This is a genomic window from Streptomyces sp. NPDC005181 (assembly GCF_040608395.1).
Taxonomy (GTDB): Bacteria; Actinomycetota; Actinomycetes; order Streptomycetales; family Streptomycetaceae; genus Streptomyces.
The window spans coordinates 1-26,221 of sequence record NZ_JBEXID010000068.1; the positions used below are offsets into that span (position 1 = coordinate 1).

General features: G+C 68.9%; 20 protein-coding genes and 1 pseudogene. 8 read left to right on the plus strand and 13 right to left on the minus strand.

The annotated features are described in order from the left end of the window. Positions 1-588 precede the first annotated feature (588 nt). A complete protein-coding gene (locus ABZV38_RS30190; protein ID WP_356331616.1) occupies positions 589-1,581 on the minus strand; it encodes a zinc-binding alcohol dehydrogenase family protein in 993 nt (330 codons plus the stop codon). A gap of 611 nt (positions 1,582-2,192) precedes the next feature. Next, positions 2,193-2,750, minus strand: coding sequence for a DUF4232 domain-containing protein (locus ABZV38_RS30195; protein WP_356331617.1), 558 nt, complete (start codon positions 2,748-2,750; stop codon positions 2,193-2,195). A 640-nt stretch (positions 2,751-3,390) separates the two neighbouring features. Here ABZV38_RS30195 and ABZV38_RS30200 point away from each other — a divergent pair. From ABZV38_RS30200 to ABZV38_RS30215, 4 genes are all read left to right on the plus strand, one after another. After that, entirely contained in the window at positions 3,391-3,789 is a 399-nt protein-coding gene (locus tag ABZV38_RS30200) for a hypothetical protein (RefSeq protein ID WP_356331618.1), read from the plus strand. 623 nt (positions 3,790-4,412) lie between these two features. Then, complete coding sequence (locus ABZV38_RS30205) at positions 4,413-8,258, plus strand: S8 family serine peptidase (protein WP_356331619.1); 3,846 nt, start codon at positions 4,413-4,415, stop codon at positions 8,256-8,258. 211 nt (positions 8,259-8,469) lie between these two features. Further along, positions 8,470-8,814, plus strand: a complete 345-nt coding sequence (locus tag ABZV38_RS30210) for a VOC family protein (protein WP_356331620.1) — start codon at positions 8,470-8,472, stop codon at positions 8,812-8,814. A gap of 85 nt (positions 8,815-8,899) precedes the next feature. After that, the gene (locus ABZV38_RS30215; protein WP_356331621.1) at positions 8,900-9,466 is read left to right on the plus strand and encodes a cysteine hydrolase family protein; all 567 of its coding nucleotides are present in this window, start codon (positions 8,900-8,902) and stop codon (positions 9,464-9,466) included. A gap of 168 nt (positions 9,467-9,634) precedes the next feature. Here the strand turns inward: ABZV38_RS30215 and ABZV38_RS30220 are convergent, their stop codons facing one another. Next, positions 9,635-10,558, minus strand: coding sequence for a LysR substrate-binding domain-containing protein (locus ABZV38_RS30220; protein WP_356331622.1), 924 nt, complete (start codon positions 10,556-10,558; stop codon positions 9,635-9,637). A gap of 141 nt (positions 10,559-10,699) precedes the next feature. On the opposite strand from ABZV38_RS30220, the gene ABZV38_RS30225 reads away from it, so the two are divergent. Together ABZV38_RS30225 and ABZV38_RS30230 are read left to right on the plus strand one after the other, a co-directional pair. After that, positions 10,700-11,710 carry an aldo/keto reductase gene (locus ABZV38_RS30225; protein ID WP_356331623.1) on the plus strand — a complete coding sequence of 337 codons (1,011 nt, stop codon included), beginning with the start codon at positions 10,700-10,702 and terminating at the stop codon, positions 11,708-11,710. Between the two features lie 37 nt (positions 11,711-11,747). Continuing rightward, positions 11,748-12,167 (plus strand): SRPBCC family protein, encoded by a 420-nt coding sequence (locus tag ABZV38_RS30230; protein WP_356331624.1) that lies wholly within the window; start codon positions 11,748-11,750, stop codon positions 12,165-12,167. A 146-nt stretch (positions 12,168-12,313) separates the two neighbouring features. On the opposite strand, the gene ABZV38_RS30235 is transcribed toward ABZV38_RS30230, so the two are convergent. Beyond that, a complete protein-coding gene (locus tag ABZV38_RS30235; RefSeq protein ID WP_356331625.1) occupies positions 12,314-13,273 on the minus strand; it encodes an AraC family transcriptional regulator in 960 nt (319 codons plus the stop codon). Positions 13,274-13,385: 112 nt separating this feature from the next. Between ABZV38_RS30235 and ABZV38_RS30240 the strand changes: the two genes are divergently transcribed. Further along, positions 13,386-14,468, plus strand: a complete 1,083-nt coding sequence (locus ABZV38_RS30240; RefSeq protein ID WP_356331626.1) for an aldo/keto reductase — start codon at positions 13,386-13,388, stop codon at positions 14,466-14,468. 91 nt (positions 14,469-14,559) lie between these two features. Here the strand turns inward: ABZV38_RS30240 and ABZV38_RS30245 are convergent, their stop codons facing one another. The 4 genes from ABZV38_RS30245 to ABZV38_RS30260 all read right to left on the minus strand — a co-directional run bounded on the left by ABZV38_RS30245 (position 14,560) and on the right by ABZV38_RS30260 (position 19,025). Then, a complete protein-coding gene (locus tag ABZV38_RS30245; RefSeq protein ID WP_356331627.1) occupies positions 14,560-15,498 on the minus strand; it encodes a carbohydrate ABC transporter permease in 939 nt (312 codons plus the stop codon). Beyond that, a complete protein-coding gene (locus tag ABZV38_RS30250) occupies positions 15,495-16,643 on the minus strand; it encodes a sugar ABC transporter permease (protein ID WP_356331628.1) in 1,149 nt (382 codons plus the stop codon). Before ABZV38_RS30250 ends, ABZV38_RS30245 begins: the two co-directional genes overlap by 4 nt. A gap of 5 nt (positions 16,644-16,648) precedes the next feature. Continuing rightward, positions 16,649-17,893 (minus strand): extracellular solute-binding protein, encoded by a 1,245-nt coding sequence (locus ABZV38_RS30255; protein ID WP_356331629.1) that lies wholly within the window; start codon positions 17,891-17,893, stop codon positions 16,649-16,651. Between the two features lie 82 nt (positions 17,894-17,975). Next, the gene (locus ABZV38_RS30260) at positions 17,976-19,025 is read right to left on the minus strand and encodes a LacI family DNA-binding transcriptional regulator (RefSeq protein ID WP_356331630.1); all 1,050 of its coding nucleotides are present in this window, start codon (positions 19,023-19,025) and stop codon (positions 17,976-17,978) included. A 152-nt stretch (positions 19,026-19,177) separates the two neighbouring features. On the opposite strand from ABZV38_RS30260, the gene ABZV38_RS30265 reads away from it, so the two are divergent. Then, complete coding sequence (locus tag ABZV38_RS30265; protein WP_356331631.1) at positions 19,178-21,274, plus strand: glycogen debranching N-terminal domain-containing protein; 2,097 nt, start codon at positions 19,178-19,180, stop codon at positions 21,272-21,274. Positions 21,275-21,294: 20 nt separating this feature from the next. Here the strand turns inward: ABZV38_RS30265 and ABZV38_RS30270 are convergent. The 5 genes and pseudogenes from ABZV38_RS30270 to ABZV38_RS30290 all read right to left on the minus strand — a co-directional run. Beyond that, positions 21,295-21,536, minus strand: a pseudogene (locus tag ABZV38_RS30270) (phenazine-specific anthranilate synthase component I); the annotation flags it as partial. Between the two features lie 39 nt (positions 21,537-21,575). Continuing rightward, positions 21,576-22,286 carry a hypothetical protein gene (locus tag ABZV38_RS30275; RefSeq protein ID WP_356331632.1) on the minus strand — a complete coding sequence of 237 codons (711 nt, stop codon included), beginning with the start codon at positions 22,284-22,286 and terminating at the stop codon, positions 21,576-21,578. Next, complete coding sequence (locus tag ABZV38_RS30280; RefSeq protein ID WP_356331633.1) at positions 22,279-22,863, minus strand: RNA polymerase sigma factor; 585 nt, start codon at positions 22,861-22,863, stop codon at positions 22,279-22,281. The genes ABZV38_RS30275 and ABZV38_RS30280 overlap by 8 nt, the downstream gene beginning before the upstream one ends. A 445-nt stretch (positions 22,864-23,308) precedes the next feature. Continuing rightward, positions 23,309-24,208, minus strand: a complete 900-nt coding sequence (locus ABZV38_RS30285; protein WP_356331634.1) for a serine/threonine-protein kinase — start codon at positions 24,206-24,208, stop codon at positions 23,309-23,311. Beyond that, positions 24,205-26,067 (minus strand): ABC transporter ATP-binding protein, encoded by a 1,863-nt coding sequence (locus tag ABZV38_RS30290; protein ID WP_356331636.1) that lies wholly within the window; start codon positions 26,065-26,067, stop codon positions 24,205-24,207. Before ABZV38_RS30290 ends, ABZV38_RS30285 begins: the two co-directional genes overlap by 4 nt. Positions 26,068-26,221: the final 154 nt, after the last annotated feature.

Here is a 26,221-nt window from a genome sequence, read left to right on the forward strand (position 1 = left end):
GTCAGGGACCACCACTACAAGTGGTAACAGCTCCATCCGCACAATACGGAATCCCCGGCCCGTCGGAATCGGGCCGGGGATTCCGGCATGTGGGGATCGGCGCAGCGTCTGCTCGGGTGCGAGGCGGCCGCACATGTGTGCGGCACGCGCCCGGTGCCCCGAACAACCGCTACGCCATACTGAGTGTTTACCAAGTCCCCCGCGTGTCGCAACAGGTGGACTCGGTCGGCTGCAGCCCTGCGACCCCATCCCGAGGCCCCTGCCTGCTGATCCGGGACTGATGCATCAATGTGCGATGACACCCAAGTAGCCGATCGCCGTGGGTCGACCGCCGAGGTGGAGCACCGTGCAGTTCCCGCAGGCATGTCCGGGGTGGGGGGCAGCCGCTCGGTTTTCAGGGCATTGGCCCACACGGCGTAGGTCGGGCGACCGGTGGGAACCCGCGCCCGCACCGCGCGGTCGGTCGACGGCTGCATGAACGGGCCCATTCGGTACGAGCGGAGTCGACCCTGCACGAGAGCACGGACCACGGTGCCACACCCGCGGCAGCCCAACATGCAGCCGCTTCGCGCTGTTCGGCAGAAGGCGTCAGTCCTGTGCGGCGGTGACGCAGACGAGTTTGCCGACCTTTCGGCTCTCTTCGAGGTCGCGGTGTGCAGTCCGGATCTCATCGAGGCGGTAGACGTGGAGGGGGCCCAGGGTGATCTCGCCAGTGGCTATGCGGTCGAGGTAGCTCTGCAGGACGGCGGCGGGCAGGTCGGTGGCGTCGCCGCCGTAGGCGGTCAGCCGCACGCCGGGCGGGATGTAGGCGATGGGGTAGAAGTCGGGCACGATCCACTGGTTGGAGAGCATTCCGGCGAAGCACACGGTGCCGTGGATGCGGGTGGCTGCCAGGGTGTCGGGGAGGGTGGGGGTGCCGACGAGCTCGAGGGCCGCGTCCACACCTTCGGGGACGATCGTGCGGACTTGCACGGCAAGGGTGCCGTCGTCGACGAGAGGGTGGTCGACCCCGTGCTCGGCGAGGGCCTGGGTGCGCCGGGGGCTGCGGGTGGTGGCCAGGACGGTGGCGCCCAGGTCCTTGGCGAGGGTGGCGGTGGCCAGGCCGAGGGCCGAGGTGCCGCCTCGGATGAGGAGCGTCTGGCCCGCCTTGAGGTTCAGGCCGGTGGTCAGCGAGCCGTACGCGGTCTGCAGGGTTTCGGGGACGGCGCCGAGGGTCTCCCAGGGCAGGTCCGACGTGAAGGGGACGAGCTGGGAGCTCGGCACCACGGTGTACTCGGCGTAGCCGCCGTCGAAGGTGCGGCCCATGCCGCCCATGAGGGCGGCGACCTGCTGTCCCGGCTGGAGAACGCCGGCGGGATCGGCGTCGATGGTGCCTGTGGCTTCGATACCCGGGACGCGGGGGAAGGCCACGCCCTCGGCGAGGCCGAGACGTGTGTGGAGTTCGGATCGGTTCAGCCCGAACGCCTCGACTTTGATCCGTACCCAGCCGGGACCGGGCTCGGGTATGGGCAGGCGGCGTAGGTTCAGGTTCGCGACCGGACCCGGCTCGTCGAGGACGACAGCCCTCATCGTCATGGTCATGGTCTCCTCAAGGTGTGTCGCGGTGCTCGGTGTGGTGCCGCCCCGCACTCGGCGGTGCGAGATCGGCGACGACTGCCCCGAACACCGTCGCGAGGTGATCCCTCACCTCTGCCCCTGGGCTGCGTGCTCGGGCGCCTCGGGCAGCTCCACCAACACGTCGTATTCGACCGGGACATGCCCATCCGCTCGCGCAGGTCGGAATCCAGCCGGCTCACCAGTAGGGCGTATCCCTTGAAGACCGTGCGCCAGGCGCGCTCCTGATCGGCGTCCAGGAAATCATGTGCTGCCACACGGGAATGCTAAGCGCGATGGTTGTTACTGCAATCATCGTCACGCAAACCACGCGCCTGGGCCGGCGTGAGAACAAGCAATGGACAACGGCACCGTCGGGCCGCGCACCGACCGCTCGGACCTCGGCCGAGCGCTCGGTGCGGGAACAGTCCGCCGTACTCGACGGATGCCTCAACGAGACCGGTCCGGCCCACGCTCCACCCGGACCACACCACGCGGCGCGACGACGCCGGAAAGCTCAGTAACAGCCGGCGCCGGGGGACTCGGTGCTGCCGACAGCTCGCATCGCGCAGAGCAGCGTGAGCCCCGGGGCAACGGCGTCAGGAACCGGCGGCGCGGAAGGCGGTGGCACGGACGCTGCTGCCGCAGAGTGCGAAGTCGCCGCCATCATCCGGCGCCAGTTGCTGCCTCCCGCCCGCGACACCCACGACGATCGAGGGCGCGACGAAAGGATCGGCGCCTGAGGCGCAGTACCCGCCTGCCTCACCAAGAACCGGCGTAAAGGAGAGTTGCGTCGAGGCCCGGCCGCCGACCGCCAGCTGAACTGGCCCCACGCTGCCCTGGCGGACGACACCGAGGGGCTTGTTCCTGTCCGGCGAGCCCTGACCTGCGAGAGCCACGGTGGGAAAGCCGTCCAGCGCGCACGGTTCCGGACCCTGGTTGATCACAGTGACCCGTACCTCGCTGGACCCCATCCGCTGTGCACTGTTCGCGACGAGTTGGGCGTTCGTGCACGGGGCAACCGGCGCCCGCCGAAGGGCCGCCCCATCGGCCGCCGCCCCGGAACCGGTGCCTGCCAGCAGGCCTCCAGCCAAAGCACCCGCCACGAGCGACATGGACGAGGCCTTGGTCACGCCGCTTCTCGATGTGCATTTCATGGGCTGTCCTCCACGGATTACAAGACGCCTCGAAGCCCTGGCCGCCAAGTTGCTCTCCGGCTGGTACAGCAACCGGGCCCAACAGAGCGCTCGACCGGATCGTCACGAGGCTGAACGACACCGCCCCGCTCCATACCGGCTTTCACCTCTCCCAGCGTCGCACCAACCCCCGCCATCGGCCCGCGTAGGGCTCTGACCTGGTCGTGACCACGGACGGTGCATGGCAAGCCACGCAAACGAAGGCGCTGCAACAGTGCGCCGCCCCGTGAGGGCCGACTGTCTGTCCAACTGACGACGGCAGTTGGGCGGCTGGGCCGCGGAACCGCGGCGTTGTTCCCTGTATGCGCCCCGTGGGTGCCACCCCCTTATCGCCACTCCGGCCAGAGCCGAGGGAGACGGTAGGGCACCGCCTGGACATGAGTGAGAGTCAGCTTGTCCCGGCAGGGCGCCCTCGGTGTCGCGAGCCGAAGTCCCTGCAGCGCCCGTCACATTGCCCTGCAGGGCCAGGCTGTCAGTGCCGGGTGGGAAACTTCCCGGCATGATCGAACCGCATCCGAAAGCGGACCTTCTCCGCTACCTGCAGGACGCCCGCGAAGCCTTGCTGTGGAAGCTCGACGGCCTGTGCGAGAAGAATTGACCCATGAGCCACCCGCAGCCGCTTACCCCGGAACAGAAGCTCGACGACGCGAAGCAGCACCTCAACATCCCCCGCATCGTGGTTATCTGTGGCAGCACTCGCTTCATGGCCGACATGCAGGAGGCCAACCTGCGGGAGACCGCAGCCGGCCACGTCGTCCTCGCCCCGGGCTGCAACATGAAGGAGCCTCACGAACTCTGGGCGACCGAGGAACTGGCCGAACCGTTGAAGCTCCGCCTGGACGAGCTGCACCGGGCGAAGATCCGGCTGGCTGATGAGGTGCTGATCGTCGGGGACTACATCGGTGACTCGACACGGGCCGAGATTGCGTACGCGCGGAGCCGGCGCATCCCGATCCGTTACACCCACCCCGAGATCAACCCTGCGCTGAAGGAGAGCTGACCCACGTCCACCGAGTGTGAGCGCGACGACATCCACACGCACGTGCGTCTCATGTACGCCAACTGCCTGGTCCCTCACGCGCCCCTGCTCCGGGCCATGCCCGCGAGTGGCCGACTCCGTTCGTGAACTTGCTCGACCAGTTCGACCAGTTCGACCAGCGCGAGTCGGCGTTCCGGCGCAGGCCGAGGCTTACGAGGTGCAGGCCGGAACCGAGCACATCCGGCAGGAGGCCCGCATCCGGCACGACGTCACATCACGTGTGATCGACGGGTCGCCCCCTCGGCACTTCTTGAAGCCCCTGAGGCGTCCGTGCTGAGCGGCGCCCCGGCGGCGGCGCATGCGTGACCACGTGCGCGGACTGCTGGGGCCGGTCGGCCGGAAGGACGGCTGGCAGCTCGCGGAACGTGCAGGTCACAGCACGCCGGACGGGCCACAGCGTCTGGGTGCAACGCTGCACCTCAGCGGCTCCAACTCGCGTTTTCACGAGGGATAGGCGCGCAGGCGGCGTGTCGCCGTTGGGACATGTCGCAGTTGTGACACGTGAGGCCAGTGACACGTCCTGCTCTTCAGCGGATTCTTTCGCACAGGTTGTGACCCTCATCTGTAGGAAAGGATTCTCGCTGATGACATGGATCCGCCTGACGGCGGCGATATCGACTGGGTTGATGCTGGTTGCCGGAGGCGTGCCGGCTACCGCCGAGACGCAGACGGCAGCCATTGGGACCGGTACTCGTCCCGCCGCCGTGCCGGGGGCTCACTCCGCGACCGTACGGCTGGTGACCGGTGACCGGGTGACCGTGACAACGCTGCCCGGCGGACGGCGCGCCGCGTCGGTGCAGCCCGGACCGGGTCGTGAACGTGTCGTGTTCCGGACGCTGGAACAGAAGAAGTCGCTGACGGTGCTGCCGTCGGACGCGACGGACCTGGTGATGGCCGGCACGCTGGACCGCCGTCTCTTCGACGTGACGGCCCTGATCGCCCAGGGTTACGACGAGGCCCGCTCCGATGCGCTTCCGCTGATCGTCTCCTCCGGCGCCACCTCGGGCGTGGCGAAGACGACCGCGAAGTCCCAGCGAGCCGCGGCCACGGTGGCCGACCGGCTGGCCGCGCTCAACGAGTCCTCGGCACCGGCCCGCAACCTGCCCAGCATCGGCGCCCGCTCACTGCGGGTCGCCGACGACGACCTCGGCGGGTTCTGGAAGACACTGCTGCCCGGCGACGAGACGGGCGCGGCCCGGGTCGCCGCCACTCCCCGGGTCTGGCTGGACGGCAAGGTGAAGGCGGTGCTGGATCGCAGCACCGCGCAGATCAACGCCCCCACCGCCTGGAAGGCCGGCTACGAGGGCCAGGGCGTGAAGGTGGCGATCCTGGACACCGGTGTCGACGACAACCACCCCGACCTGGCCGGGCGCATCGCGGAGGCCAAGGACTTCTCCGGCAGTTCGGGCACCGTTGATCACTTCGGTCACGGCACGCATGTGGCCGCGACCGTCGGCGGCACCGGTGCCGCGTCCGCCGGGACCCGGCGCGGCGTGGCGCCGAAGGCCGACCTGCTGGTCGGCAAGGTGCTGGGCGACGACGGCTCCGGCTCCGAGTCGCAGGTCATCGACGGCATGGAATGGGCGGCCGGCGAGCACGCCAAGGTCGTCAACATGAGCCTCGGCGCGAACATCCAGACCGACGGCACCGACCCGATGAGCCAGGCCGTCAACACCCTGACCGCGTCCACCGACACGCTCTTCGTCATCGCCGCGGGCAACGCGGGCCCGGGTTCGACGACCGTCGGTTCGCCGGGCGCGGCGGACGCGGCGCTGACCGTCGGCGCCGTTGACCGCGACGACTCGCTGGCCTCCTTCTCCAGCCGCGGCCCGCGTTTCGGCGACGGGGCGGTCAAGCCCGATGTGACCGCTCCCGGTGTCGACATCGTCGCCGCCCGCGCGTCCGGCACCACCATGGGCACCCCGGTCGACGCCAACTACACCTCCGCGTCCGGCACGTCGATGGCGACCCCGCATGTCGCCGGTGCCGCCGCGCTGCTGGCCCAGCAGCACCCGAAGTGGGGCGCGCAGCAGCTCAAGGACGCGCTGATCAGCACCTCGCACACGGTGTCCGGCACCAAGGTGACCGAGCAGGGCGGCGGCCGCATCGACCTCGCCACCGCCACCGGCCCGGTCACCGCCACCGGCACCGTCGCCTTCGCCCCGGTCTATGCCGGCGGTACAGAGGGGCAGCAGACGGTCACCGTCCGCTACACCAACACCGGTGACCGCGAGGTCACGCTCTCCCTGGCCGCCAGCCTGGCCACCGGCACCGGGCGGGCCCTCCCGGACGGCGTGATCTCCATCGGTTCCGGCACCGTGCGGCTGGCGTCCGGCGCCACGGCCGAGGTGCCGCTGAGCCTGGACGCCACCCGCGCGACCCCCCGCGGCAACTACTACGGGTACGTCACCGCGAAGTCCACCGACGGCACCGTGATCGCCCACACGACCGTCGCCCTGAGCGTGCACGCACCCAAGCGTAAGCTCACCGTGGTCGCGCGCGACCGCGACGGCAAGGTCATCGAGGGCGCCGCTCCGCTGATCTGGGGCGCCGACGGGTTCGTGGACTACACGAGCGTGGAGCCGGCCGTAGCCGAGGTCGAAGAGGGAACCTACCAGCTCAGCTTCGGCACGCTGGACAGGGCGGCCGACGGCCAGGAGCTGCGCGAGGTCGTCAACCCGGAGGTGAAGGTCACCAAGGACACGACGGTGACGCTCGACGCCTCCAAGGTCACCGAGGTGAAGATCCGCACGCCGCGTCCCGCCGAGCAGCGTGGCATCCTCAGCTACCAGACGTACCGGAAGATCGACGGCAACGGCTTGATCCAGGGCGTGATGTTCTTCGACATCGCCAAGCGGATCTACGTCAGTCCCACCGCGCGCGTCACGGACGGCGACTTCGAGTTCGCCTCACGCTGGCAGATGGTGGCCCCGCAGCTGCGGGCGAAGGTCTCCGGCAGTTCGCTGGGCTTCACCCCGTACTACGTGTACAACTCCCCGGCCTTCAGCGACAAGGGAGCACGGCTGACCGCCGTGGACGCCGGGAAGGGCACGGCCGCCGACCTGAGCGCCGCACACGTGCGCGGCAAACTGGCCGTGGTCCGCTGGGACTTCTCCGACGACCGAGCGCTCGCGAAGGCCGCGGCGGACGCCGGGGCCAAGGCGCTGATGCTGGTCGTGGAGGACGGCTTCTACCCCTGGACGCGGTGGAGTCCGACCGGTGACCGGATCGCCCTGCCCACCATGCGTGCCGGCACGGCGGAGGGCACCGCGGTGCTCAAGAGCGCCAAGCTGCGGACCACCACGGTGGAGTTCTCCGGCACGGTCCGCAGCCCGTACCTGTACGACGTGATGCAGGTGTCCAAGGGCTCCGTTCCCAAGCACCTGGTGTACACCGTCTCCGAGCGTGAGAGCGCCGTGGTCCGCAGCACCTACACCCACACCGGTGCCTCGTCCTGGGCGAGCGAGCAGCGTTTCGGGTGGCGGCCCTACCAGGACACCGCCTGGCTCCAGTACAGCCGTGAGGTGCCGACGGGCAAGGAGCGTGTGGAGTACGTGACCGGCGGGGACACGTTGTGGCGCCACACCGTGCACCACAATGTCGTCTTCGGCATGGACACGCCGTTGGGGGCCGGCATGCACGCTGTGCCGCGCACGTACCGGCCCGGTCAGCATGCGACGGAGCGGTGGTACGGCGCCGTGGTCCGCCCGTCGATCCCTCGCGGTGCGGCCTGGCCGTCGGTACGCAACGGCAACACCCTGTCCGTCTACGTTCCGGAGTTCAATGACTCCGGCACCGGCCACTGGTCGTTCTACGAGCGAAACGGCTTCGGTTCCGGCGTCGGCGCCGGCGCCCGCCTCGGCGACGAAGCGGAGCCGGTGGACGACACCGCCACGGCGGTGCTGTACCGCGACGGGAAGCAGATCGCCGGGTCGAGCCAGGGCGCGTGGGGCGACATCGAGGTGCCCGCGGGCGACGCCGAGTACCGGCTGGACCTGGCGACCACCCGCGTCTCGGACGACTGGCGCTTCGGCACCGGCGCGCGCACCTCGTGGACGTTCCGCTCGGACACCGCCGCCGCCTCCACGCGGCTGCCGATGCTCCAGGTCGACTACGACGTGCCGGTCGACGCCCAGAACGCGGTGGGCCCGCAGCGCAGGCACACCCTCGGCCTGGACGTCCGGATGCAGGACGGCATGGCGGCGCCGCGCGGCGTGACGCTGAAGGTCGAGACGTCCTACGACGACGGGCGTACCTGGACCACCGCCACCACGACCCGCAAGGGCAGCGGCTTCACCGCCACCGTGGAGCGGCCGGCCCGGGTGCACGGCGACGCGTATGTGACGCTGCGCGTGACCGCCAAGGACGCGGCCGGCAACTCCGTCCGACAGACGGTGGACCGCGCGTACCTGCAGCGCGGCACCGAATGAGTCACCGGGATCGGTAGCGCGGACCGACCGGGTTGAACCGCGGCGGGTGCCAGGGGGTATGAGCCCTGGCACCCGCTGTGCCATGTCCCGGCCACCCACGCCCGAACAAGGACCCCAGAAATCCTCATTCTCACGACATCTGTGGCAGTGGTCGCCTCAGATGACGGCGTCGCTGCTGGGCTCCATTCCCGACGTTGGATACCGTTCAGGGATGATCAACGGCGCGCACGTCATCATTTACAGCCAGGACGCTGAGGCGGACCGCGCCTTCTTCCGGGAAGTTCTGGGGTATCCGCACGTCGATGCTGGTGAGGGCTGGCTCATCTTCAAGCTGCCTCCCGCCGAGGTAGCGGTCCACCCCGCCGATGGATCGTCACACGAATTGTTCCTGATGTGTGATGACGTCGAAGCGACGGTCGATGAGCTCTCGGCGAAGGGGGTCGAGTGCACCGCGGTCACCAGCGCCGGGTGGGGACTCAGGACCGGGATCCGGCTGCCGGGCGGTGGTGAGTTGGGACTCTACGAGCCGCGCCACGAAAAGGCTTTCGAACTTTGACCGGCGAAATGTGACGATGCCCCGCTACGAGCCCGAGCCGGCATAGCATGGTCGAGACCGCGATCCCCGTGTGCCAGGAGGCGCCGTGAGCACGCTCGTCAGCCGGCCGAACACCGCCCTGCTCGTCATAGACGTGCAGAACGGAGTCGTGGGGGAGGCGTACGCCCGGGACAACGTCGTTGCCAACATCGGGACCCTGGTCGACAAGGCGCGCGCCGCCGGCATCGACGTTGTCTGGGTCCAGCACAACAGCGACGAACTGCTCCGGGACAGCGAGAGCTGGCAGTACGTACCCGAACTCGTGCGGCGCGATTCCGAGCCCCTGGTGCAGAAGGCGTACGCCGACTCCTTCGAAGAAACCGACCTGGAGTCGGTACTCGCCGCGCGCGGCATCAGCCGGCTCTTCGTCGCCGGCGCGCAGACCGACGAGTGCATCCGCTCGACGCTCCACGGCGCGATCACCCGCGGCTACGACGCGACGCTGGTCGGCGACGCCCACACGACGGAAGACTTGTCCCAGTACGGAGCGCCGCCGCCCGACAAGGTCATCGCACACACAAACCTGTACTGGAAATACCACACAGCTCCCGGCCGGACCGCGGGCACGGTCAACACCGCCGACGTCGACTTCGCTGTGAAGTCCAGCACCTGAGACGAGGCACGGCTGACGTCGGGAGAGCGCCCTGCCAAGACGCCTTCCGGCGACCCCGGCCGCTCCATCGGCGATGAACTGTTCTGGGTTCGGCCGAGAGTTGTGACGTCACACGTTGACGGGTTCGTCGGCGTGGGTGTGAAGGTGATGGTGGACGGTTCCCCGTCGTCACGTTGTGGAGGAAGGCAGCGGCCTCTCACTCCTCTCTCCCTCCAGTACCGTCTCGCGGAACGAGGCGACGACCGGCCGTAGATCGACGTGGTGCCATACCGCCCACAGGTGAACGGACGCCTGATGCCAGGGCAGTTCACGCACCACCAAGGCATCCGTCGCGCCGCGCACCATGCTTCTCTGCACCAGTGCCAGCCCAAGACCAGAGGCGACCAGGCCGAGCGCCGTCAGTGGTTCCGCGGCATCGAGCCGGATGTCGGGTGTGAAGCCCGAGGCGACGCACGAGGCGACGAAGGCGTCCCGCCAAGCCGGGTCGCCCTCGCCCTCGACGGCGATCCATGGCTGGCCGTCCAGGTCCTGCGCCGTGACCGTCTCCTGAGCCGCCAGCGGATGACTGACGGGGAGGACGAGCAGCAAGGGGTCCTCCAGCAATGGCGCCGCCCGTAGTACGGGGTCGTCGCGGTCCGGCGGTTCCCGCACCAGGGCAATGTCGAGGCTGCGCTGACGCAGTCCCTCGAACTGCTCGGCAGCGGACATGCTGTACAGGGCTACGTGGATGCCGGGGCGCTCCTCCTGCAGGCGGCGCAGCGCGCCCGGCAGCACACCGGTGTGCATGGCGTCGGCTACGTAGCCGATGCACAGGCCTCCCTCTTCGCCTCGACCCAACCGACGACCGAGGTTCTCCAGCCGGTCGGCATGGCGCAGCAGGGCCCGGGCTTCACTCAGGAACACCGCGCCGTCGCGGGTCAGCCGGATGCGCTGCTGGATGCGCTCGAACAAGATGAGGCCGAGGTTCTTCTCCAGCTGGGCGATCTGCCGACTGAGAGGGGACTGCGAGATGTGGAGCTGCTCGGCGGCGCGGCCGACATGTTCGGTCTCGGCCACGGCGATGAAGTAGCGAAGTTGTCGCAGGTCAAGCATGCAAGACCTCAAGGGACTCAAGTGTGTCCAAGAGAGTCTTGGACAGTCTGAAGTCTCCATCTTAATGTCGAAGACGAAAGAAGCACGGATCGGCTGAATGCCGCGAATCCGGCCCCTTCCCCCTCTCTGCAAGGACCCCTCATGAGCATCGCGTCTCTGCTCCCCGGCCGTCTCGGCCTGGGTACCGCCCCTCTTGGCAACATGTTCCGCGCCGTCCCCACCGAGGAGGCCGCTGCGACCGTCGAGGCCGCGTGGGACCACGGCATCCGCTACTTCGACACCGCCCCGTTCTATGGCGCGGGCCTGTCGGAGATGCGTCTCGGCGACGCCCTCGCCGGCCGCCCCCGCGACGAGTACGTACTGAGTACAAAGGTCGGCCGCGTCGTCCTCGACGAGGTCGAAGACCCAGCCGCCCGCGACCTCGGCGAGAAGGGGGGCCTGTTCGAGCACGGCCGTCCCAACAAGATCGTGCACGAGTGGACCGTCGAGGCTACGGAGCGTTCGATCGAAGACAGCCTGAAGCGGCTGGGGGTGGACCGTCTGGACATCGTCTGGGTGCATGACATCGCCCAGGACTTCCACGGGGATGTGTGGCTGGAGAAGTTCGAGGAGGCGCGCACCGGGGCGTTCCGTGTGCTGTCCCGGCTTCGGGACGAGGGCGTCATCAAGGCGTGGGGGCTGGGCGTCAATCGCACCGAGCCGATCGAGCTGGCCCTTGCCCTGGACGAGCCGCAGCCCGACGGGTTCCTGCTGGCCGGCCGCTATACCCTGCTCGATCACGAGCACGCCCTGCAGCGGCTGCTGCCCATGGCCGCCGAGCAGGGAGTTGGGATGGTCGTCGGCGGCCCCTACAGCTCGGGCGTTCTGGCCGGCGGCACCCACTTCGAGTACCAGGACGCACCCCCCGAGATCATTGAGCGCGTCCGGCGCATCAAGGACATCGCCGGCCGGTACGGCGTGAGCATCAAGGCCGCGGCCCTGCAATTCTCCCTCGCCCACCCGGTCACTGCCGCCGTCGTCGCCGGCGCCACCAAGCCCAGCCGCATCGCCGAAGACCTGGCCGCCCTGAGCGAAAAGGTCCCCGCCGATTTCTGGACCGACCTCCGCAAGGGTGGACTCGTCTCCCCGGATGCTCCACTGCCCACCGCCTGACCCACCCGCACAGCCCGACCTCGACAGGAGCACTCCCATGGCCTCCACCGCCGCAACCATCGACCTGCCCGTAGCGCCCGAGCGGGTCTGGCAGCTCATCGGCGGGTTCGACTCCCTGCCCGACTGGCTGCCGTACATCTCCGCGAGCGTCGCCGCCGGGGGCGGCCGCGTCCGCCGCCTGGAGAACGAGGACGGCGGCGTGATCGTCGAGCGGCTCGTGGCCTTCGACGACGCAGCGCGCTCGTACAGCTACGCCATCCTCGAGGCGCCGTTCCCGGTGACCGATTACCTGTCCACCCTCAGTGTCCATGAGGTCCCCGACCAGCCCGACGCGTCGCGCGTCGTGTGGTCGGGGACGTTCACCCCCGCCGGTGTCGGCGAGGCGGAGGCTGCTGCGCTCTTCCACGGCATCTATGCCGATGGCCTCGCCGCCCTCCGGGACACCCTGGCGTCCTGAGCACCGGCCGGCGATGCCGCCGCCCGGGAGCACCGCGCTCCCGGGCGCTGCTGGTCCGTGTCCCGGACAGACGCGGTCCGGAAGGGTTCGGCCCCGTTCTGCGGGCGCGCGCCGCGCCGACGGTGGGAGACGGCGTAACCGGGCGTCTACTCCTGGACAATCGCTGCGGTTTGGAGGCGTACCGCGTCCTGGCCCGGCGGGGCTCCGAACATGCGCCGGTACTCGCGGCTGAACTGCGACGGGCTGTCGTACCCGACGGCGTATCCGATCGCGGCCACGTCGTGCGGCGCTGCGATGAGTTGAATTCGGGCCTTTTGGAGTCGGAGTTGTTTCTGATACTGCAGCGGACTCATAGCGGTCACCGCACGGAAGTGCCGGTTGAGCGAGGAGACGCTCGTACTGACTTCGTCGGCGAGGTCGTCGATGCGAATCACCTGGTCATAATGGGTCTTGATCCACTCGATCGCGCGGGCGACGAGGGTCATGCGGCTGTCGGCCAGGCCGATCTGCCTGACCAGGGCCGCCTGGGGTCCGTTCAGCAGTCGCCAATGGATCTCGCGGCGCACGCCGGGCGCCAGTACCGGGATGTCACGCGGCTCGTCCAGCAGGCGCAGCAGCCGGACGACAGCGTCGAGCAGCTTGTCGTCGGCGTTGCTGGTCGCGATGCCCGGTCCGTCATGAGGGCGGACGACGCTGGGGCCGGCTTCCAGCAGCAGTTGCGCGATGATCGCGGGTTGCAGCGGAAGCCCGAACCCGAGAAACGGTTCGACGGGCGTTGCGTGGGTGATCTGTGAGGTCAGGGGGAGTTCGACGGTCGCGACGAGGTACTGGCCCGAGTGGTAGTCGAAGATGCGGTCGTTGAGGACAGAGCGCTTCGCTCCCTGGGCTGTCAGAGCGATCATGGGTTCGCTGACCGTGCCCAGCGGTTCGGTCACATGTTCGGTCGAGAACACTGCGATTCCCTCGATCCACCGCGGGCGTGGGCTGCCTGCGGCCAGGCGCGTGATCCGGTCGCGAATTTCGTCCAGGTGATGCACCACGCCAGTGGACCATGCAATGGTGCGCGGGGCCAACATGATCCAGGCAAGGTTGAGCGGATTGTGCAATGATCCGCGCGCATCGGTCTAGGAGATCACCGCGCAGCGGGATCGAATGGAGGAGCACTGGGGGATGGCCTCCGCGGCGTCCCCGTACCTCTTTTGGCTAGGGAGCTCCACCATGTCGCTCGATTCCTACCTCACGCTCGGCCGTTCGGGGCTGCGCGTCAGCCCCTTCACGCTGGGCACGATGACCTTCGGTGAGGATCACGGATGGGGTGGCAGCCCGGAGGAATCCACGAACATCCTGGCTGCCTATCTGGACCGGGGCGGCAACTCGATCGACACTGCCAACATCTACACGAACGGCCACTCCGAGAAGATCATCGGCGACTACTTCGCCGGCCGGTCCGCGCTGCGTGACCGGGTCGTGATCGGCACGAAGTTCTTCGGCAACCTGTACGAGAACGATCCCAACAGCGGCGGACCCAGCCGGAAGGCGATCGTGCAACAGCTGGAGAACTCGCTGCGACGCCTGCAGACCGACTACGTCGACATCTACTGGCTGCACAATTTCGACCCGTCCACTCCGGTCGAGGAGACCCTCCGCGCACTGGATGACCTGATCGGCGACGGCAAGGTCCGATACGTCGGATTCTCCGACGTGCCGGCGTGGGCGACGGCCGAGGCGGCCACCATCGCGCGCTTCCGCGGGTGGGCTCCGATCATCGCACTGCAGTTGGAGTACTCCCTGCTCGAACGCACCTCTGAGGGGGAGTTGATCCCCATGGCCCAGGCTCTGGGCATGGGAGTGATGCCATGGGGGCCGCTGAAGAGCGGGTTCTTGTCCGGCAAGTACTCCAGCGCCACCACCGGCCCGGTCGACACCACGCGCGGGCAGCTGGTCGGTGCCCCGAGCGAGGCCGACTATGTCGTGATCGACGCGCTCAACGCCGTCGCCGGCGAAGTGGGCGCCAGTCCCGCCGCAGTGGCCCTGGCCTGGGTGCAGGGCCGTCCCGGGATCACCTCCACCCTGGTCGGCGCGCGCCGCATGGACCAGTTCCAGGCCAACCTGCGTGCCCTGGACGTGACCCTCACCGAGGCCCAGCGCGGTGTGCTGGATGACGTGTCCACTCCCACGCTGAACTTCCCGGCCGCCAACAACAGGACATTTGCACCGATGATGCAGTTCGGCGGAGCCACCGTGGACGGGCGCCCGTCCACGGTGTCCCCGCTGCTGCAGGCCAGCAGCACCCGCTACTGACCACCACTCCCAAGCCCACCGCCCTGACCAGTGGCTCCCGCAACCATCGCTCCATCGGCCCTGTTTCGCCCCGCTGGAAACAGGCCGGCGCTCACTCCTTGACCGCGCCCGCGTTGGCGCCGCTCACGAAGTAGCGCTGGAAGCAGAAGAACAGTGCGGCGACCGGGATGGTGGAGAGGAGGGCCGCCGCCAGTTTCAGCGGGTACTGCGTTCCGCCACCGAGTCCGCCCGAGACGAAGCGGGCCAGACCAGTGGTGAGCGTCTCGTACTGGCCGGACTGCGTGCTGACGAGGAAGTGCGTGAACTCGTTCCACGATCCCTGGAACGACAGGATCGTCAGGGTGATCAACGCCGGTCTGGCCATCGGCAGGACGACGGACCAGAAGATCCGGAACACGCCTGCGCCGTCCACCCGCGCGGCCTCCTCGACCTCGCGCGGCACCGATTCGAAGAACTGCTTCATGATGAAGATGCCCGCCGCGTCCACCAGCAACGGCAGGACCATGCCGGTGTACGTGTCGAAGAGCCCGAAGGTGTTGAGCACCAGGAACTTCGGGATGAGCAGGGCCACTCCGGGCACCGCCATCACTGCGAGCACAAAGCCGAACAGTACCGAGCGGCCCCGGAAACGCAGCCGTGCCAGCGCATATCCCGCCATGGAGTCGAACAGCACCCGGCCTGCGGTCACCAGCACCGCCACCAGCGCCGAGTTGCCCAGCCAGCGCAGGAAGGGCACCCCCTCAGCGGCCTGGCTCAGCCCGAGCAGCCGCTGGTAGGCGGCCGTGGTCGGAGTGGTGGGCAACAGGGCCAGCGGATGCGCGGCGGCGTCCGGGTCCGTCTTGAAACCGGTCACCAGCTGGAGGACGAACGGCAGCAGATACAGCAGACCCAGCCCCAGCACCGCGGCGTATCCCGCCAGCCGCCACGGCACGGGGAACCGGATCAGGACAGAGCGTCCTCGGTCGCGCGAGACGCGACGGCGGGACGAGCGCTGAGCCCGGTCGCGTATGGCCGTACCGGCGGCGGTCATCGGTTCCTCCCGGTGCTTGCGTCACGCTCCCTCAGCGCCCAGCGCTGGAACGCGGTCAGGATGAGGATCAGGGCGAGCAGGATGAACGCGATCGCTGAGCCCTGTCCGAAGTCCGCGTTGTCGAAGCCCGCGGAGTACGACAGGAAGGCGGGTGTGAGCGTCGTATTGCCCGGAGCGCCCTGGCCCATCACGTAGACCTGGTCGAAGACCTGCCAGGTGGAGATCAGCCCCAGGGTCAGGACCAGGAACAGCACGGGACGCAGCGCGGGCAGTGTCACATGCCAGAGCATCTGGCGGCGGTTGACCCCTTCCATGGCGGCCGACTCCTCCAGCTCCCGCGGGATGTCCTGGAGCGCCGCGAGGAAGATCAGCATGAAGGTGCCGGAGGTGGTCCACACGGCGAGCAGGATGAGCGTGCACATCGCGACCGAGGGGCCCGAGAGCCACTCGAACCACGACAACCCCAGGGCGGAGTGATCGGCCAGCATCCCGGTGGGCCGCTCGGGATCGACGAGGCCCAGGCCGCCCAGGATCAGGGAGAGCACCCCGCGGGGGTCGGCGAACCAGTTAGGTCCCTTGATCCCGATCCAGGACAGCATGGAGTTGACGGATCCGCTGCCCTGGAAGAGAAAGAGGAAGACCGTGGACACGGCGATGGAGCTGGTGACCGACGGGAAGAAGAACGTCGTACGGAGGGCGCCACGTCCCCGCAGCAGTCTCTGGTTGACGACCAGGGCCAGACCCAGTGCCAGCACGGTCTGCAGGGGGACGGTGAGCAGTACGTAATAGGCGTTGTTACGCAGGGCGGTCGTGAAGAGCGTGCGGTCGAGCCCGTCCTGTGTGAGCAGCGTCCGGTAGTTGTCCAGGCCGACGAAATCGGCCTGGCCGGAGAACGGGTTGGACTGTCCGTCCCAGTGCAGCAGGCTCACCCACAGCGCCATCAGGATGGGAAGCACCATGAACAGGCCGAGGACGAGCATCATGGGGCTGACGAACAGCCAGCCCCAGGTGCCCTCCCCGCGAAGGCCCGCGCGCCGGGCGCGAGCCTTCGCGGTCGTACCGGTTTTGCCGGGTGCGCTGTCAGGTGCGCCCGGCGAGCCGGTCGTGCGGGGGATACCGCTCGTGCGCATCGTGCGGATGGGCATGGGGCTCAGTTGCCCTTCGCGATGGCCTGTTCGCCGTTGCGCTGAAGGTCGGCGAGGATCTTCTTCGGGTCGGCGGTGCGCAGCGCCTGCAGATCGGTGTTGAACTGGCTCAGGACCTTGTCGAAGCCGGCGATTGTCACCGGGCCCTGGGCGTAAGCGTTGCCGTCCACCCAGGCCTTGGCGGCCGGCTTCTTCTCGGCGTACGTCTCGAGCGCGCTCGTCCGCGACGGCATGACGCCGAACGCGTCGGCGAAGTCGAGCTGCTGCTGCGCGGAGGTCAGGTACTTCACGAGGTCGACTCCCGCCGCGCGGTGCGCGCTGTCGGCGGCGACTCCCCAGCAGTTGCTGAAGGCGAGGGTGCCCTTGCCGGCAGGCCCCTCGGGCAGCGGCGCGACGGCGTACTTCACATCGGGGTAGTCGAGCTTCATGCCGCCTTCGAGCCAGTTGCCCTCGATGGTCATCGCGGCCTTGCCCTTGCCGAGCGCCTCACCGCCCCAGCTGGTGTCCACCTGTTTGGCGAACTTCATCGAGCCGGACTTCAGCAGGGACTGGACGAAGTCGAGCCCCCTGGCGTTCTCCGGGGTGTCGGCGGTCATGTTCTTCTGGTCCGGGTCGGTGAGCCAGCCGCCCGCCTGCTTCATGAAGACTCCGAGCCGCTGGTACTCGTCGCTGGTGACCAAGCCGGTGACGCCCTTGCCGGTGAGCTTGTCCGCGACGGTCTTCAGCTCCTCCCAGCTCTTCGGATAGTCCTTTTCCGTCAGCCCGGCCTTCTTCCACAGGTCGGTATTGATGGCGAGAGCGAGGGTGGAGGTGTCCTTCGGCAGACAGACCAGTTTCCCGTCGTACGAGAACGACGCGCGCAGCTGCTCGGAGAAGTCGTCGGCGTCGGATATCCGGTCCCCGTACGGGTACAGCGAGCCGCCTTTGGCGTAGTTCGCGAACTGGTCGGAGTTGACGTAGAAGACGTCCGGCGGCTTGTGCCCGGCGAAGGACTGAGCGAGCTGCTGGTTCATGTCCTTGGCGACCTCGACCGAGACCGAGTTGCCCGACTTCTTCGCATACGCGGCGGCGGCGGTCTTGACTGCCTGGGTCTCGGCGTCCCCCGAGGTGGCGATCAGTACCGTCAGTTTCTGCTTGCCGGCCTTGTCCTGCTCCGGCTCCTTGTCGCTGCCGAAGCTGGATGAGCAGCCGGTGGCGGCCAGTAGCGCTGCGCAGGTGGCGAAGGCGGCGACGGCCGTACGGGTTCCCATGAATTCCTCCAGGAGGGATGAGGCTTGCGGCTCAGCTGCCCAGGAAGGGCGGGCTGTGAATCGGGGTGAACGGGCGGGGGCTTCAGTCGTCCGACCTAGTGGTGCTGTCACGCACGACGAGGGACGGTTCGAGCAGGACGCGCTCGGGCGGAGCGCCGATTTCCGACATCCGGGCCAGCAGAAGCCGGACGCACTCGCGGCCGACGGCCTCCAACGGCTGGGCGACGGTGGACAGTCCGGGGGAGAGCAGCGCCGCCGTGGGGGAGTCGTCGAAGCCGACGACCGCGACGTCCCTGCCCGGCACAGTTCGTCGCTCGCGCAGGGCGTGGTAGCAGCCCAGCGCCAGCATGTCGCTGGCGGCGATCACGGCTGTCGCACCCGCGTCGAGCAGTGGTCCGACAGCGGCCTGTGCCGAGGCGATGTCATCGATGCTCTGTGCCCGCTTACCGCGCACCGGAAGGCCGTGCCGTTGCATGGCGCGCTGCCAGCCCATGGCGCGGTCGTCGCCGACGCCGGAGCCGCGAGGCCAGCCGAGGAACGCGATTTTGCGATGGCCCAGACGCACCAGATGTTCGACCGCGGCGTCCGTGCCCGAGGCGCCGTCGACATCCACCCAATCGCCGATCTGCCGGCCGGACCACATCCGGCCGAAGCCCACGAAGGGCACACCGCGCTTCTCCAGCCAGGCCTGGCGCTGGTCGCCCCGGTCGGTGCCGCTCAGTACGAAACCGTCCACGCTGTGCAGGTCGAGGAGCTCCTCGTACCCATCGAGGCCGGCACTGCCGGGGGGTGAGGCGAAGAGCAGAATCCGGTAACCGGCCTCGTCGGCGGTCTGGGACAGGGCGTGCAGAAACCGGTCCATGACCGGGGCCGAGGTGCCCGGGGCAGTGGGACGGATTCCGTACCCGATGAGCTTGCTGGAGCGGGTGCGCAGGGTCTGAGCCGCTCGGTGCGGGCGGTAGCCCAGCTCGTCGATGGTGCGGCGGACCCGCTCCAGGGTTTCCGGACGCAGGAGTTCGGGTGAGTTGAGTGCGTTCGATACTGTCTGCGGAGAAACTCCGGCCCGCTGTGCCACCGTGGCCAGGGTGACTGAACCGGCCTTGGGTGCGGGCGTGTTGGGGGAGCTGGGCATGAGTGTCTCCGGAACCGGTCGTGCGAACGGGCGAGTTCATTGGAGCGTTCCAAAAGCGTTGTCAGCGCCCTGAGGTCGTCGTTAGGGTTCTTGGAACGCTCCAATGCCTGAGAGGTTCTGCTCCGTTGGACACAACTGTCAAGACGCACGACATGACGAACTCCGAATCGGGGGGCGGCCCGGGGGCCGAAGGCCTCCAGCCGTTCCTGCATGACGCCTGTGTGACGCTGTACGCCCCGAGCTTCGCGATCTCGCAGGCGGACGGACAGATCGACGGTGCCGCCGACGGCTTTTACCACGGCGACAGCAGAGCGCTTGCCCGGCTGACCGTCGCGGCGGATGGAATCGCGATCGCACCGGTACGGGGAGCCCTCGAAGGAGCGGACCGGGCGGCCTTCCGCAGTGTGCTGCGCGGCCTGGGTGAGGAGACGCCCGACCCGGCGGTCACCCTGCACCGGCGCCGCCGCGTCAGCCCCGGACGGCTGGAGGAGACCCTCGAAGTCGGCAACGCCGGGCAGCAGCATGTCCGCGTCAGGCTTTTCGTCACTGCCGGGACCGACCTCGCCCCGATCGAGCGCGTCAAGTCCGGACGCGCGCCGAACCCGGTCTCCGCAACCGCCACCGAGAGCGGCCTCGACTGGTCCGGGGGCACCTTCGCCGTACGCCTCACCAGCTCCCCGGAGCCCGCCGCTGTCGACCCGGGCGTCGGACGGCTGGAGTACGACGTCGAACTCGCCCCCGGCTCGTCATGGACCGCCGTACTGCGCTGCGACGCGGCGCATGAGAACGGCGACCAGTTCCCCGCGCCCCCTGCGGACAGCCTGCCCTGGCGCACGCCGGTGCTGCGCAGCGCAGACCGGCGCTTCGACCACTGGCTGAGCCAGTCGGCAGCCGATCTCGACCGGCTGCGACTGACCGACCCGGAGAGGCCGGCCGACCAGTTCCTGGCCGCCGGGGCCCCGTGGTTTCTCACCCTTTTCGGCCGCGACTCCCTGTGGGCGGCCCGCATGCTGCTGCCGCTGGGCATCGATCTCGCCGCCGGTACGCTGCGCACGCTTGCCCGTCGGCAGGGCACGAAGTCCGACCAGGACACCGAGGAACAGCCTGGCAAGATCCTGCACGAAGTGCGCCGCGCCACCCAGAACTTCAACGAGAACTTCGCCTTGCCGCCCTGCTACTACGGCACGGTCGACGCCACCCCGCTCTGGATCACCCTGCTCCACGACTCCTGGCGCTGGGGCCTTGCGCCCGAGCAGGTCGAACAGCTCCTGCCGCACGCGGAGTCCGCCCTCGCCTGGATGCGCGACCACGGAGACGCGGACGGGGACGGTTTTCTGAAGTACATCGACCACACCGGACGGGGCCTGGCCAACCAAGGCTGGAAGGACTCGGGCGACTCCATCCGGTATCGCGACGGTCGCCTAGCCGCGTCCCCGATCGCGCTCTGCGAGGTCCAGGCGTACGCGTACGAGGCGGCCCGCGGCGGCGCGGACCTGCTGCGCGCCTTCGGTCGCCCAGGCGCCGACCAGTGGGAGGAGTGGGCCGAGCGGTTGCGTGACCGTTTCCGCAGACACTTCTGGGTGGAGGACGAGCGGGGACCGTACCCGGCCGTGGCGCTCGACAGGGAGAAGAAGCCGGTGGACTCGGTCACCTCGGGCTTCGGTCATCTGCTGGGCATGGGCCTGCTCAACCACGAGGAGAGCGCCCTGCTGGCCGCCAGGCTCAGCGCGCCCGACCTCGACTCCGGCCACGGCCTGCGGACCCTGAGCAGCGACTCCGTGGCCTACAACCCGTATGGCTATCACATCGGTTCCATCTGGCCGCATGACACCGCGATCGCGGTGCACGGCCTGGTCAGGGCCGGGTTCCCGGAAGCAGCCGCTTCCCTGTCCGAGGGTTTGCTGACCGCATCGGCGGTCTTCGACGCGCGGCTTCCGGAACTGTTCGCCGGTCATGGAGCGGCGACCGACGCCCGGCCCTCGCCCTATCCGGCATCCTGCCGCCCGCAGGCCTGGGCGGCGGCGTCATCCGTCCTGATCCTCCAGTCGGTGCTGGGTCTCTCCGCCGATGTCCCCGGCGGAACGCTCACGGTCGCGCCCGGGTTCGCGGAGGCGTACCGGCCGCTGAAGGTCGAGGGGCTCGACGTCGCGGGCGGGCGGCTGGACATCTCCGTCGACGCCGACGGTACGGCGCACATCGAGGCACCGAGGGGCCTGGTGGTGAGGAGACAGCGCACGACGCCCCGTTGACGCGGATCGGCTGCGCCCGCCGCGTCCTCCTCGTCGGCGACGTCGAAACCGCCGCCCTCGCCCCGCGCGTCGTGCGCCGGAAGCATCGACAGGGCCTCGGAGAGCGGGATCGCGTAGGTCTCCTCGGGTCCACCACCATCGGCGCGCCGTCGTCGCGGACGTCGAAGCCGCTCTCGCGGTTCTGCCGGTGGGGGACGAGCGCGAGGCGTGCGGCGGGGAGGCCGGCGAGACAGTCGTACGAGCTGACCGGACCGATCAGCACGCGAAAGGGTGTTCCTCGGCGAGCGGTTGGGCCAGATCGTCAGCGGGGGGACTGGTTGAACGTCGCGCTGGCCAGCACGGAGCCGTCGGCGGTGAGCAGCCGCACACTGGTGACCGGCGCAGTGCCGGCGGGGTAGGGCGCGCCCCAGGCGCCGTAGCCGTAGTTGCTGAGGGCGAAGGAACCGACCTGGACGGTGGAGCCGTCGGCCCGCTGCAGCTGGCACCGGACGGTGCCGGAGTGCCCGTCGGCGTCCACCGTCATGTACAACCAGGGCGAGGGCCCGGTGTACAGGTAGACCTGTCCGAGCGATTCGCCCCCGTTGGCGAGTTGGGCAGTGAGCAGCTGCGGCTGCGGCTGCACCGGGGAGACGATCGGCGCGACCGGGGCCGGACGACCGGTGTATGCGCCCAGTGCCCAACCGCCTCCACCCAGGGCCAGGCCCGCCGCGGCCGCTGCCGCGGCGAGGGCGAACCGCCGCTGCAGTACGCTCCGCCGCGGCCGTCGTCCGGAGGCCAGTCCGAGCCGGTCGATCACCCTGTCCTCGAAGCCGACCGGCGGCTCACTGCCCGGGACAAGGCCCAGCAGCGCATCCGCCGTGGCCGCCAGCTCGTGGACGTATTCGCGGCAGGCGGGACAGCGCTCCAGGTGGTTTATCGCCCCGGCCCGCTCCTCGGCGGGCAGGACGCCGAGCGCCAGCTCCGCGCCGATCTCCCGGAGCTGCTCACAGGTGAACGCACGGTTGTCAGTCATAGTGGTCCGCCTGCCTGGTTGCGAGGGACGCGCGGAGCTTGCCCATGGCTGCCCTTATCCGGGTCTTGGCGGTACCGAGCGGTATCTTCTCGAAGTCGGCGACCTGCTGAGCCGTCATCCCGTAGATGCCGGCCATCACCAGAGCACGTGCCTGATCGCGCGGCACCGAGGCAACCGCACGACGCAGTTCCGCCGCGGCTTCGGCGGAGAGCGCATGCTGCTCCGGCGTGCTCGTGACGGTCTCCATCATGTTCTCCAGGTCTGCGGGGTCGACTGGAGTGGCCTTGCGGGCGCGTACGGCGTCAATCGCAAGGTTATGCGCGATGGCCGCCAGCCAGGTGGGCACCGATCCCCGGCGCGGGTCGTAGACCTGTGCGTGTCGGCAGGCGCGCTCGAAGGTCTGCTGGGCGATGTCTTCGGCAAGCTGGATGTCGCCGACCACGGCGACCGCCACGCCGAAGACCCGACGCTGGAACCGTCGAACGAAGGCCACGGCGATCTCGGGATCACCGGTCATGAGGCCGGCGAGCAGCGCTTCGTCGGGCACCCGCTCCAGGGGAATGCCAATCCTGCGCATACTCCCTACGTAACACGAGCCCACAGGGATTGCCTCCGCCAGGCAGCCCCCGATGCTGTCGAAGGCCCGGCCCAGGACCCGTGTCGCCGGCCGTCCCGGGCGGAAGCGGTACCCCTCACGTGTACGGCGCAGCCGAGCCTGCTCACACCGGACCGAAGCGGGCCGATCATGAACCCTCGGCTCGGCTCCCGCGTAGGCAGCACAGGTGCCCTTGCGAACGGCGGTGACCGACGGATCCCGCGTCGGTAAGGCATGGCGGGCATACGCAGCGCCCCGGACTTCGGCATCGGCGAGAGGAGAAGCGCCACGAGTGCCGGAGAACGACAGCTGTACGGAACTCGGCCCGGCAATCAGGAAACGCGCAGCGAGGCACAGAGGCGCTGCCCGGCAGCCCCTCGTCGGGCCGGGCAGCAGCTTCCGGCAGCGATTGCCTGCCGTATCCATATCAGTCGAGCGATGACGGAGCGATGTGGCGTCGTTGCCGAGGCAGAGTCGCATCGAGGGCCGCGGCCAGTTCGGGGATCGTCGGCCTGGCTGCCGGGTCGAGCCGGAGGCAGCTGTCGACGGCCGCAGCAAGGTCACTCGTGAGGCGTCGGCGGGACCTGATCGGCGGAGCAGGTGCTTCAAGCTGTGGATACCAACCGTCCTGACCTCCGGTGTCGTCGCTCTCGTGGCTGTCGTCCATGGCTACGCCGCTGTCGAACGGCACGTCGCCGGTGGCGACTTCATACAACGTGACGCCGATGCCCCACACGTCGGCCGCGGCCGACAGCGGCCCGCCGCGTGCCTGTTCCGGAGCCAGGTAACAGAAGGTACCGACACCCGGAGGGGCGATTCCTGGCGGTCGCGCGACGCTGAGGTCGAGCACTTTGGCGTGCCCGCGGTCAACCACGACGTTGGACGGCTTGAGGTCCAGGTGCAGTAGGCCGTGACCATGGAGGTAGTGCATCGCGGAACACAGATGCACGCCGAGGAGGGCCACGTCCTCGGCGGCCGGCCGCCGACGCAACCGGTCGACGAGGTGGGCCAGTGTTTCGCCCGTCAGCGTCTCCAGCACGACGAGCGGCTCGGGCGACTCGAAGGTCTCGTACGCGCGGACCAGATGCGGATGGGTGAATGCCGCGAGCCAATGGCCCTCTCGCAGCAGCTGGTCGCGCAACTGCTCCTCGTGGCGGCGGTCGGGGCGCAGGACCTTCACGACGCATCGGCAGTCCCGTTCCTCGCTCCAGGCGTCGTAGAGGTCGAGCCAGCCGGTCCGCGCCAGGTGCGCCAGGACCTCGTACCCTGGCGCGGGACTCGATCCGGGCGCGAGGGGCGGAGCCGGTCGTGCTGTGGCTCGGCTCATGAGGGAACCTTTCGCGCGGGTGGGGAGCCGGCGAGGGCGGGGCCGGTCACTCCGTTCAGCAGGTGAAGTCGGGCGTAGGTCCCGCCGCGCAGGAGCAGGTCTTCGTGCGTGCCGCGCTCGACGACCCGGCCGTGGTCCAGTACCACGGTGGATGTGGCGTCTCGGACGGTGAGCAGATTGTGGGAGATAACGATGGTGGTCCGCCCGGCCATGAGCCGGCGCAGCGGTTCCATGATCCGCATGCCCGACTGGGCGTCCAGGCCGGTGGTCGGTTCGTCCAGGAGCAGTACGGGGGCGTCCCTGATCATCGCGCGGGCGATCGCGAGGCGCTGAGCCTGCCCGCCGGACAGCGTTCGGCCACGCTGGCCCACGACGGTGTCATAGCCGTCGGGAAGCAGCTGTATGAACTCATGGGCATCGGCGGCGCGGGCCGCCGCGACGATGTCAGCCTCTGTCGCGTCCGGGCGACCGTAGGCAATGTTCTCCCGTACGGTGCCGTGGAAGACGAGCGTCTCCTGCAGTACCACCGCGACGTTCTCGCGCAGCTCGGCCAGCTGCAGGTCCCTGAGGTCGCTGCCGTCGAGGAGGATGGCCCCCTGATCCGGGTCGTAGAAGCGCAGTTGCAGCTTCCCGACCGTGGATTTACCGGCACCGCTCGCGCCGACCAGCGCCAGCGTCGCGCCGGGCGTCACGTGGAACGACACGTTGCAGAGTGCCCACCGCGACGTACCCGGATAGCGGAAGGAGACGTTGTGGAACTCGACGTTGCCCCGGGCGCGCCCGATCCGCCGGGCGCCGGCGGCTTCGACGACGTGGGGGCGCTGGTCGAGCAACTCGATGATCCGCTCGGCGGAGGCGGACGCCGCGTAGAACGTGTTGGTGAGCTGGGACAGGTCGCGGATCGGACTGTAGAGGCTGCTCAGCAGCGTGAGGAAGACCAGCAGCCCGCCCAGCGTGAGCTGCCCCTGCGCCAACTTCCACGTGCCCAGGCCCATGACGGCCAACGCGCCGGTCAGTTCGATGACTTCGACGATCGGGCTGTAGACGGCGCGGATGCGTGCCGAGGCCAGCGACGCGCGGAACTTGCCCACGCTCTCGCGCTCGAAGCGGCGTTCCTCGGACTCCTGCCGGTTGTACGCCTGCACCAGCGCAATGTTGCCGAGCGACTCCTCGGCGATCGCGCTGATCGAGCCGCTGCGCCGCCGCCGCTCCCGCGATGCGGCCTTGATCAGCCGGGAGAAGCGCCGGGCGGCGCACCAGAAAAGCGGCACGATGACGAGCGCGAGGATGGTCAGATCCCACCGCAGGTAGAACAGCAGACCAAGGAAGACGCCCAACCGGATGAGGTAATAGAGGCCGTTCGCCACTCCCGAGAGGAGGAACGTCTCGACCGCGTCGACATCGCCCGTGATGCGCGACAGCACGTCTCCCAGCCGCCGCCGTTCGAAGAACCCGAGGGAGAGGCCCTGGACGTGCCGGAACACATCCGACCGCAGGGCCAGTAGGAAGCGCTCGCTGACCCATGTGGACGTCACGTCGTCGGCGAACTCCAAAACGCCGGAGCAGATGATGAGGCCGGTGTATGCCAGGGCGATCCAGAGGAAGGGACGCAGATCGCGTGGAACGAGGACGTCGTCCACCACGATCTTGAAGAGCCAGATCTCGGCCGCGTCGACAAGGGGTCCGATCATGCTGAAGGCGAGTATCGGAATGAGCCAGCGCCGACCACCGCGCGTGTAGGGCCAGAAGCGCCGGAACGCGGCACCCGGGGCGACCGGCGGCGCGGCGGCGACGACCGCGGCGGGATCATCGGCCACCGACAGCAGCCGTGGCAGAACGTGAAGCGAGATATGCCTCATGGACACGTTCCTCAAGGATCGCCGGCTGAGCGGGCCGAGAACCAGGCCCGCTCAGCCGTCCTGGGCGGTCACCAGTGGTGACCGTGACCGTGACCGTGACCGTGGTGGGAGTGACGGCGACGGCGACGACGGTTCCTTCCAGTGCTGTCGGAGC

What these genes read in the sequence shown, in the direction of transcription:
- ABZV38_RS30190 (WP_356331616.1), bottom strand. Translation starts at nt 1,581, where the DNA reads ATGACCATGACGATGAGGGCTGTCGTCCTCGACGAGCCGGGTCCGGTC.
- ABZV38_RS30195 (WP_356331617.1), bottom strand. Translation starts at nt 2,750, where the DNA reads ATGAAATGCACATCGAGAAGCGGCGTGACCAAGGCCTCGTCCATGTCG.
- ABZV38_RS30200 (WP_356331618.1), top strand. Translation starts at nt 3,391, where the DNA reads ATGAGCCACCCGCAGCCGCTTACCCCGGAACAGAAGCTCGACGACGCG.
- ABZV38_RS30205 (WP_356331619.1), top strand. Translation starts at nt 4,413, where the DNA reads ATGACATGGATCCGCCTGACGGCGGCGATATCGACTGGGTTGATGCTG.
- ABZV38_RS30210 (WP_356331620.1), top strand. Translation starts at nt 8,470, where the DNA reads ATGATCAACGGCGCGCACGTCATCATTTACAGCCAGGACGCTGAGGCG.
- ABZV38_RS30220 (WP_356331622.1), bottom strand. Translation starts at nt 10,558, where the DNA reads ATGCTTGACCTGCGACAACTTCGCTACTTCATCGCCGTGGCCGAGACC.
- ABZV38_RS30225 (WP_356331623.1), top strand. Translation starts at nt 10,700, where the DNA reads ATGAGCATCGCGTCTCTGCTCCCCGGCCGTCTCGGCCTGGGTACCGCC.
- ABZV38_RS30230 (WP_356331624.1), top strand. Translation starts at nt 11,748, where the DNA reads ATGGCCTCCACCGCCGCAACCATCGACCTGCCCGTAGCGCCCGAGCGG.
- ABZV38_RS30240 (WP_356331626.1), top strand. Translation starts at nt 13,386, where the DNA reads ATGTCGCTCGATTCCTACCTCACGCTCGGCCGTTCGGGGCTGCGCGTC.
- ABZV38_RS30245 (WP_356331627.1), bottom strand. Translation starts at nt 15,498, where the DNA reads ATGACCGCCGCCGGTACGGCCATACGCGACCGGGCTCAGCGCTCGTCC.
- ABZV38_RS30250 (WP_356331628.1), bottom strand. Translation starts at nt 16,643, where the DNA reads ATGCCCATCCGCACGATGCGCACGAGCGGTATCCCCCGCACGACCGGC.
- ABZV38_RS30255 (WP_356331629.1), bottom strand. Translation starts at nt 17,893, where the DNA reads ATGGGAACCCGTACGGCCGTCGCCGCCTTCGCCACCTGCGCAGCGCTA.
- ABZV38_RS30260 (WP_356331630.1), bottom strand. Translation starts at nt 19,025, where the DNA reads ATGCCCAGCTCCCCCAACACGCCCGCACCCAAGGCCGGTTCAGTCACC.
- ABZV38_RS30265 (WP_356331631.1), top strand. Translation starts at nt 19,178, where the DNA reads ATGACGAACTCCGAATCGGGGGGCGGCCCGGGGGCCGAAGGCCTCCAG.
- ABZV38_RS30275 (WP_356331632.1), bottom strand. Translation starts at nt 22,286, where the DNA reads ATGACTGACAACCGTGCGTTCACCTGTGAGCAGCTCCGGGAGATCGGC.
- ABZV38_RS30280 (WP_356331633.1), bottom strand. Translation starts at nt 22,863, where the DNA reads ATGCGCAGGATTGGCATTCCCCTGGAGCGGGTGCCCGACGAAGCGCTG.
- ABZV38_RS30285 (WP_356331634.1), bottom strand. Translation starts at nt 24,208, where the DNA reads ATGAGCCGAGCCACAGCACGACCGGCTCCGCCCCTCGCGCCCGGATCG.
- ABZV38_RS30290 (WP_356331636.1), bottom strand. Translation starts at nt 26,067, where the DNA reads ATGAGGCATATCTCGCTTCACGTTCTGCCACGGCTGCTGTCGGTGGCC.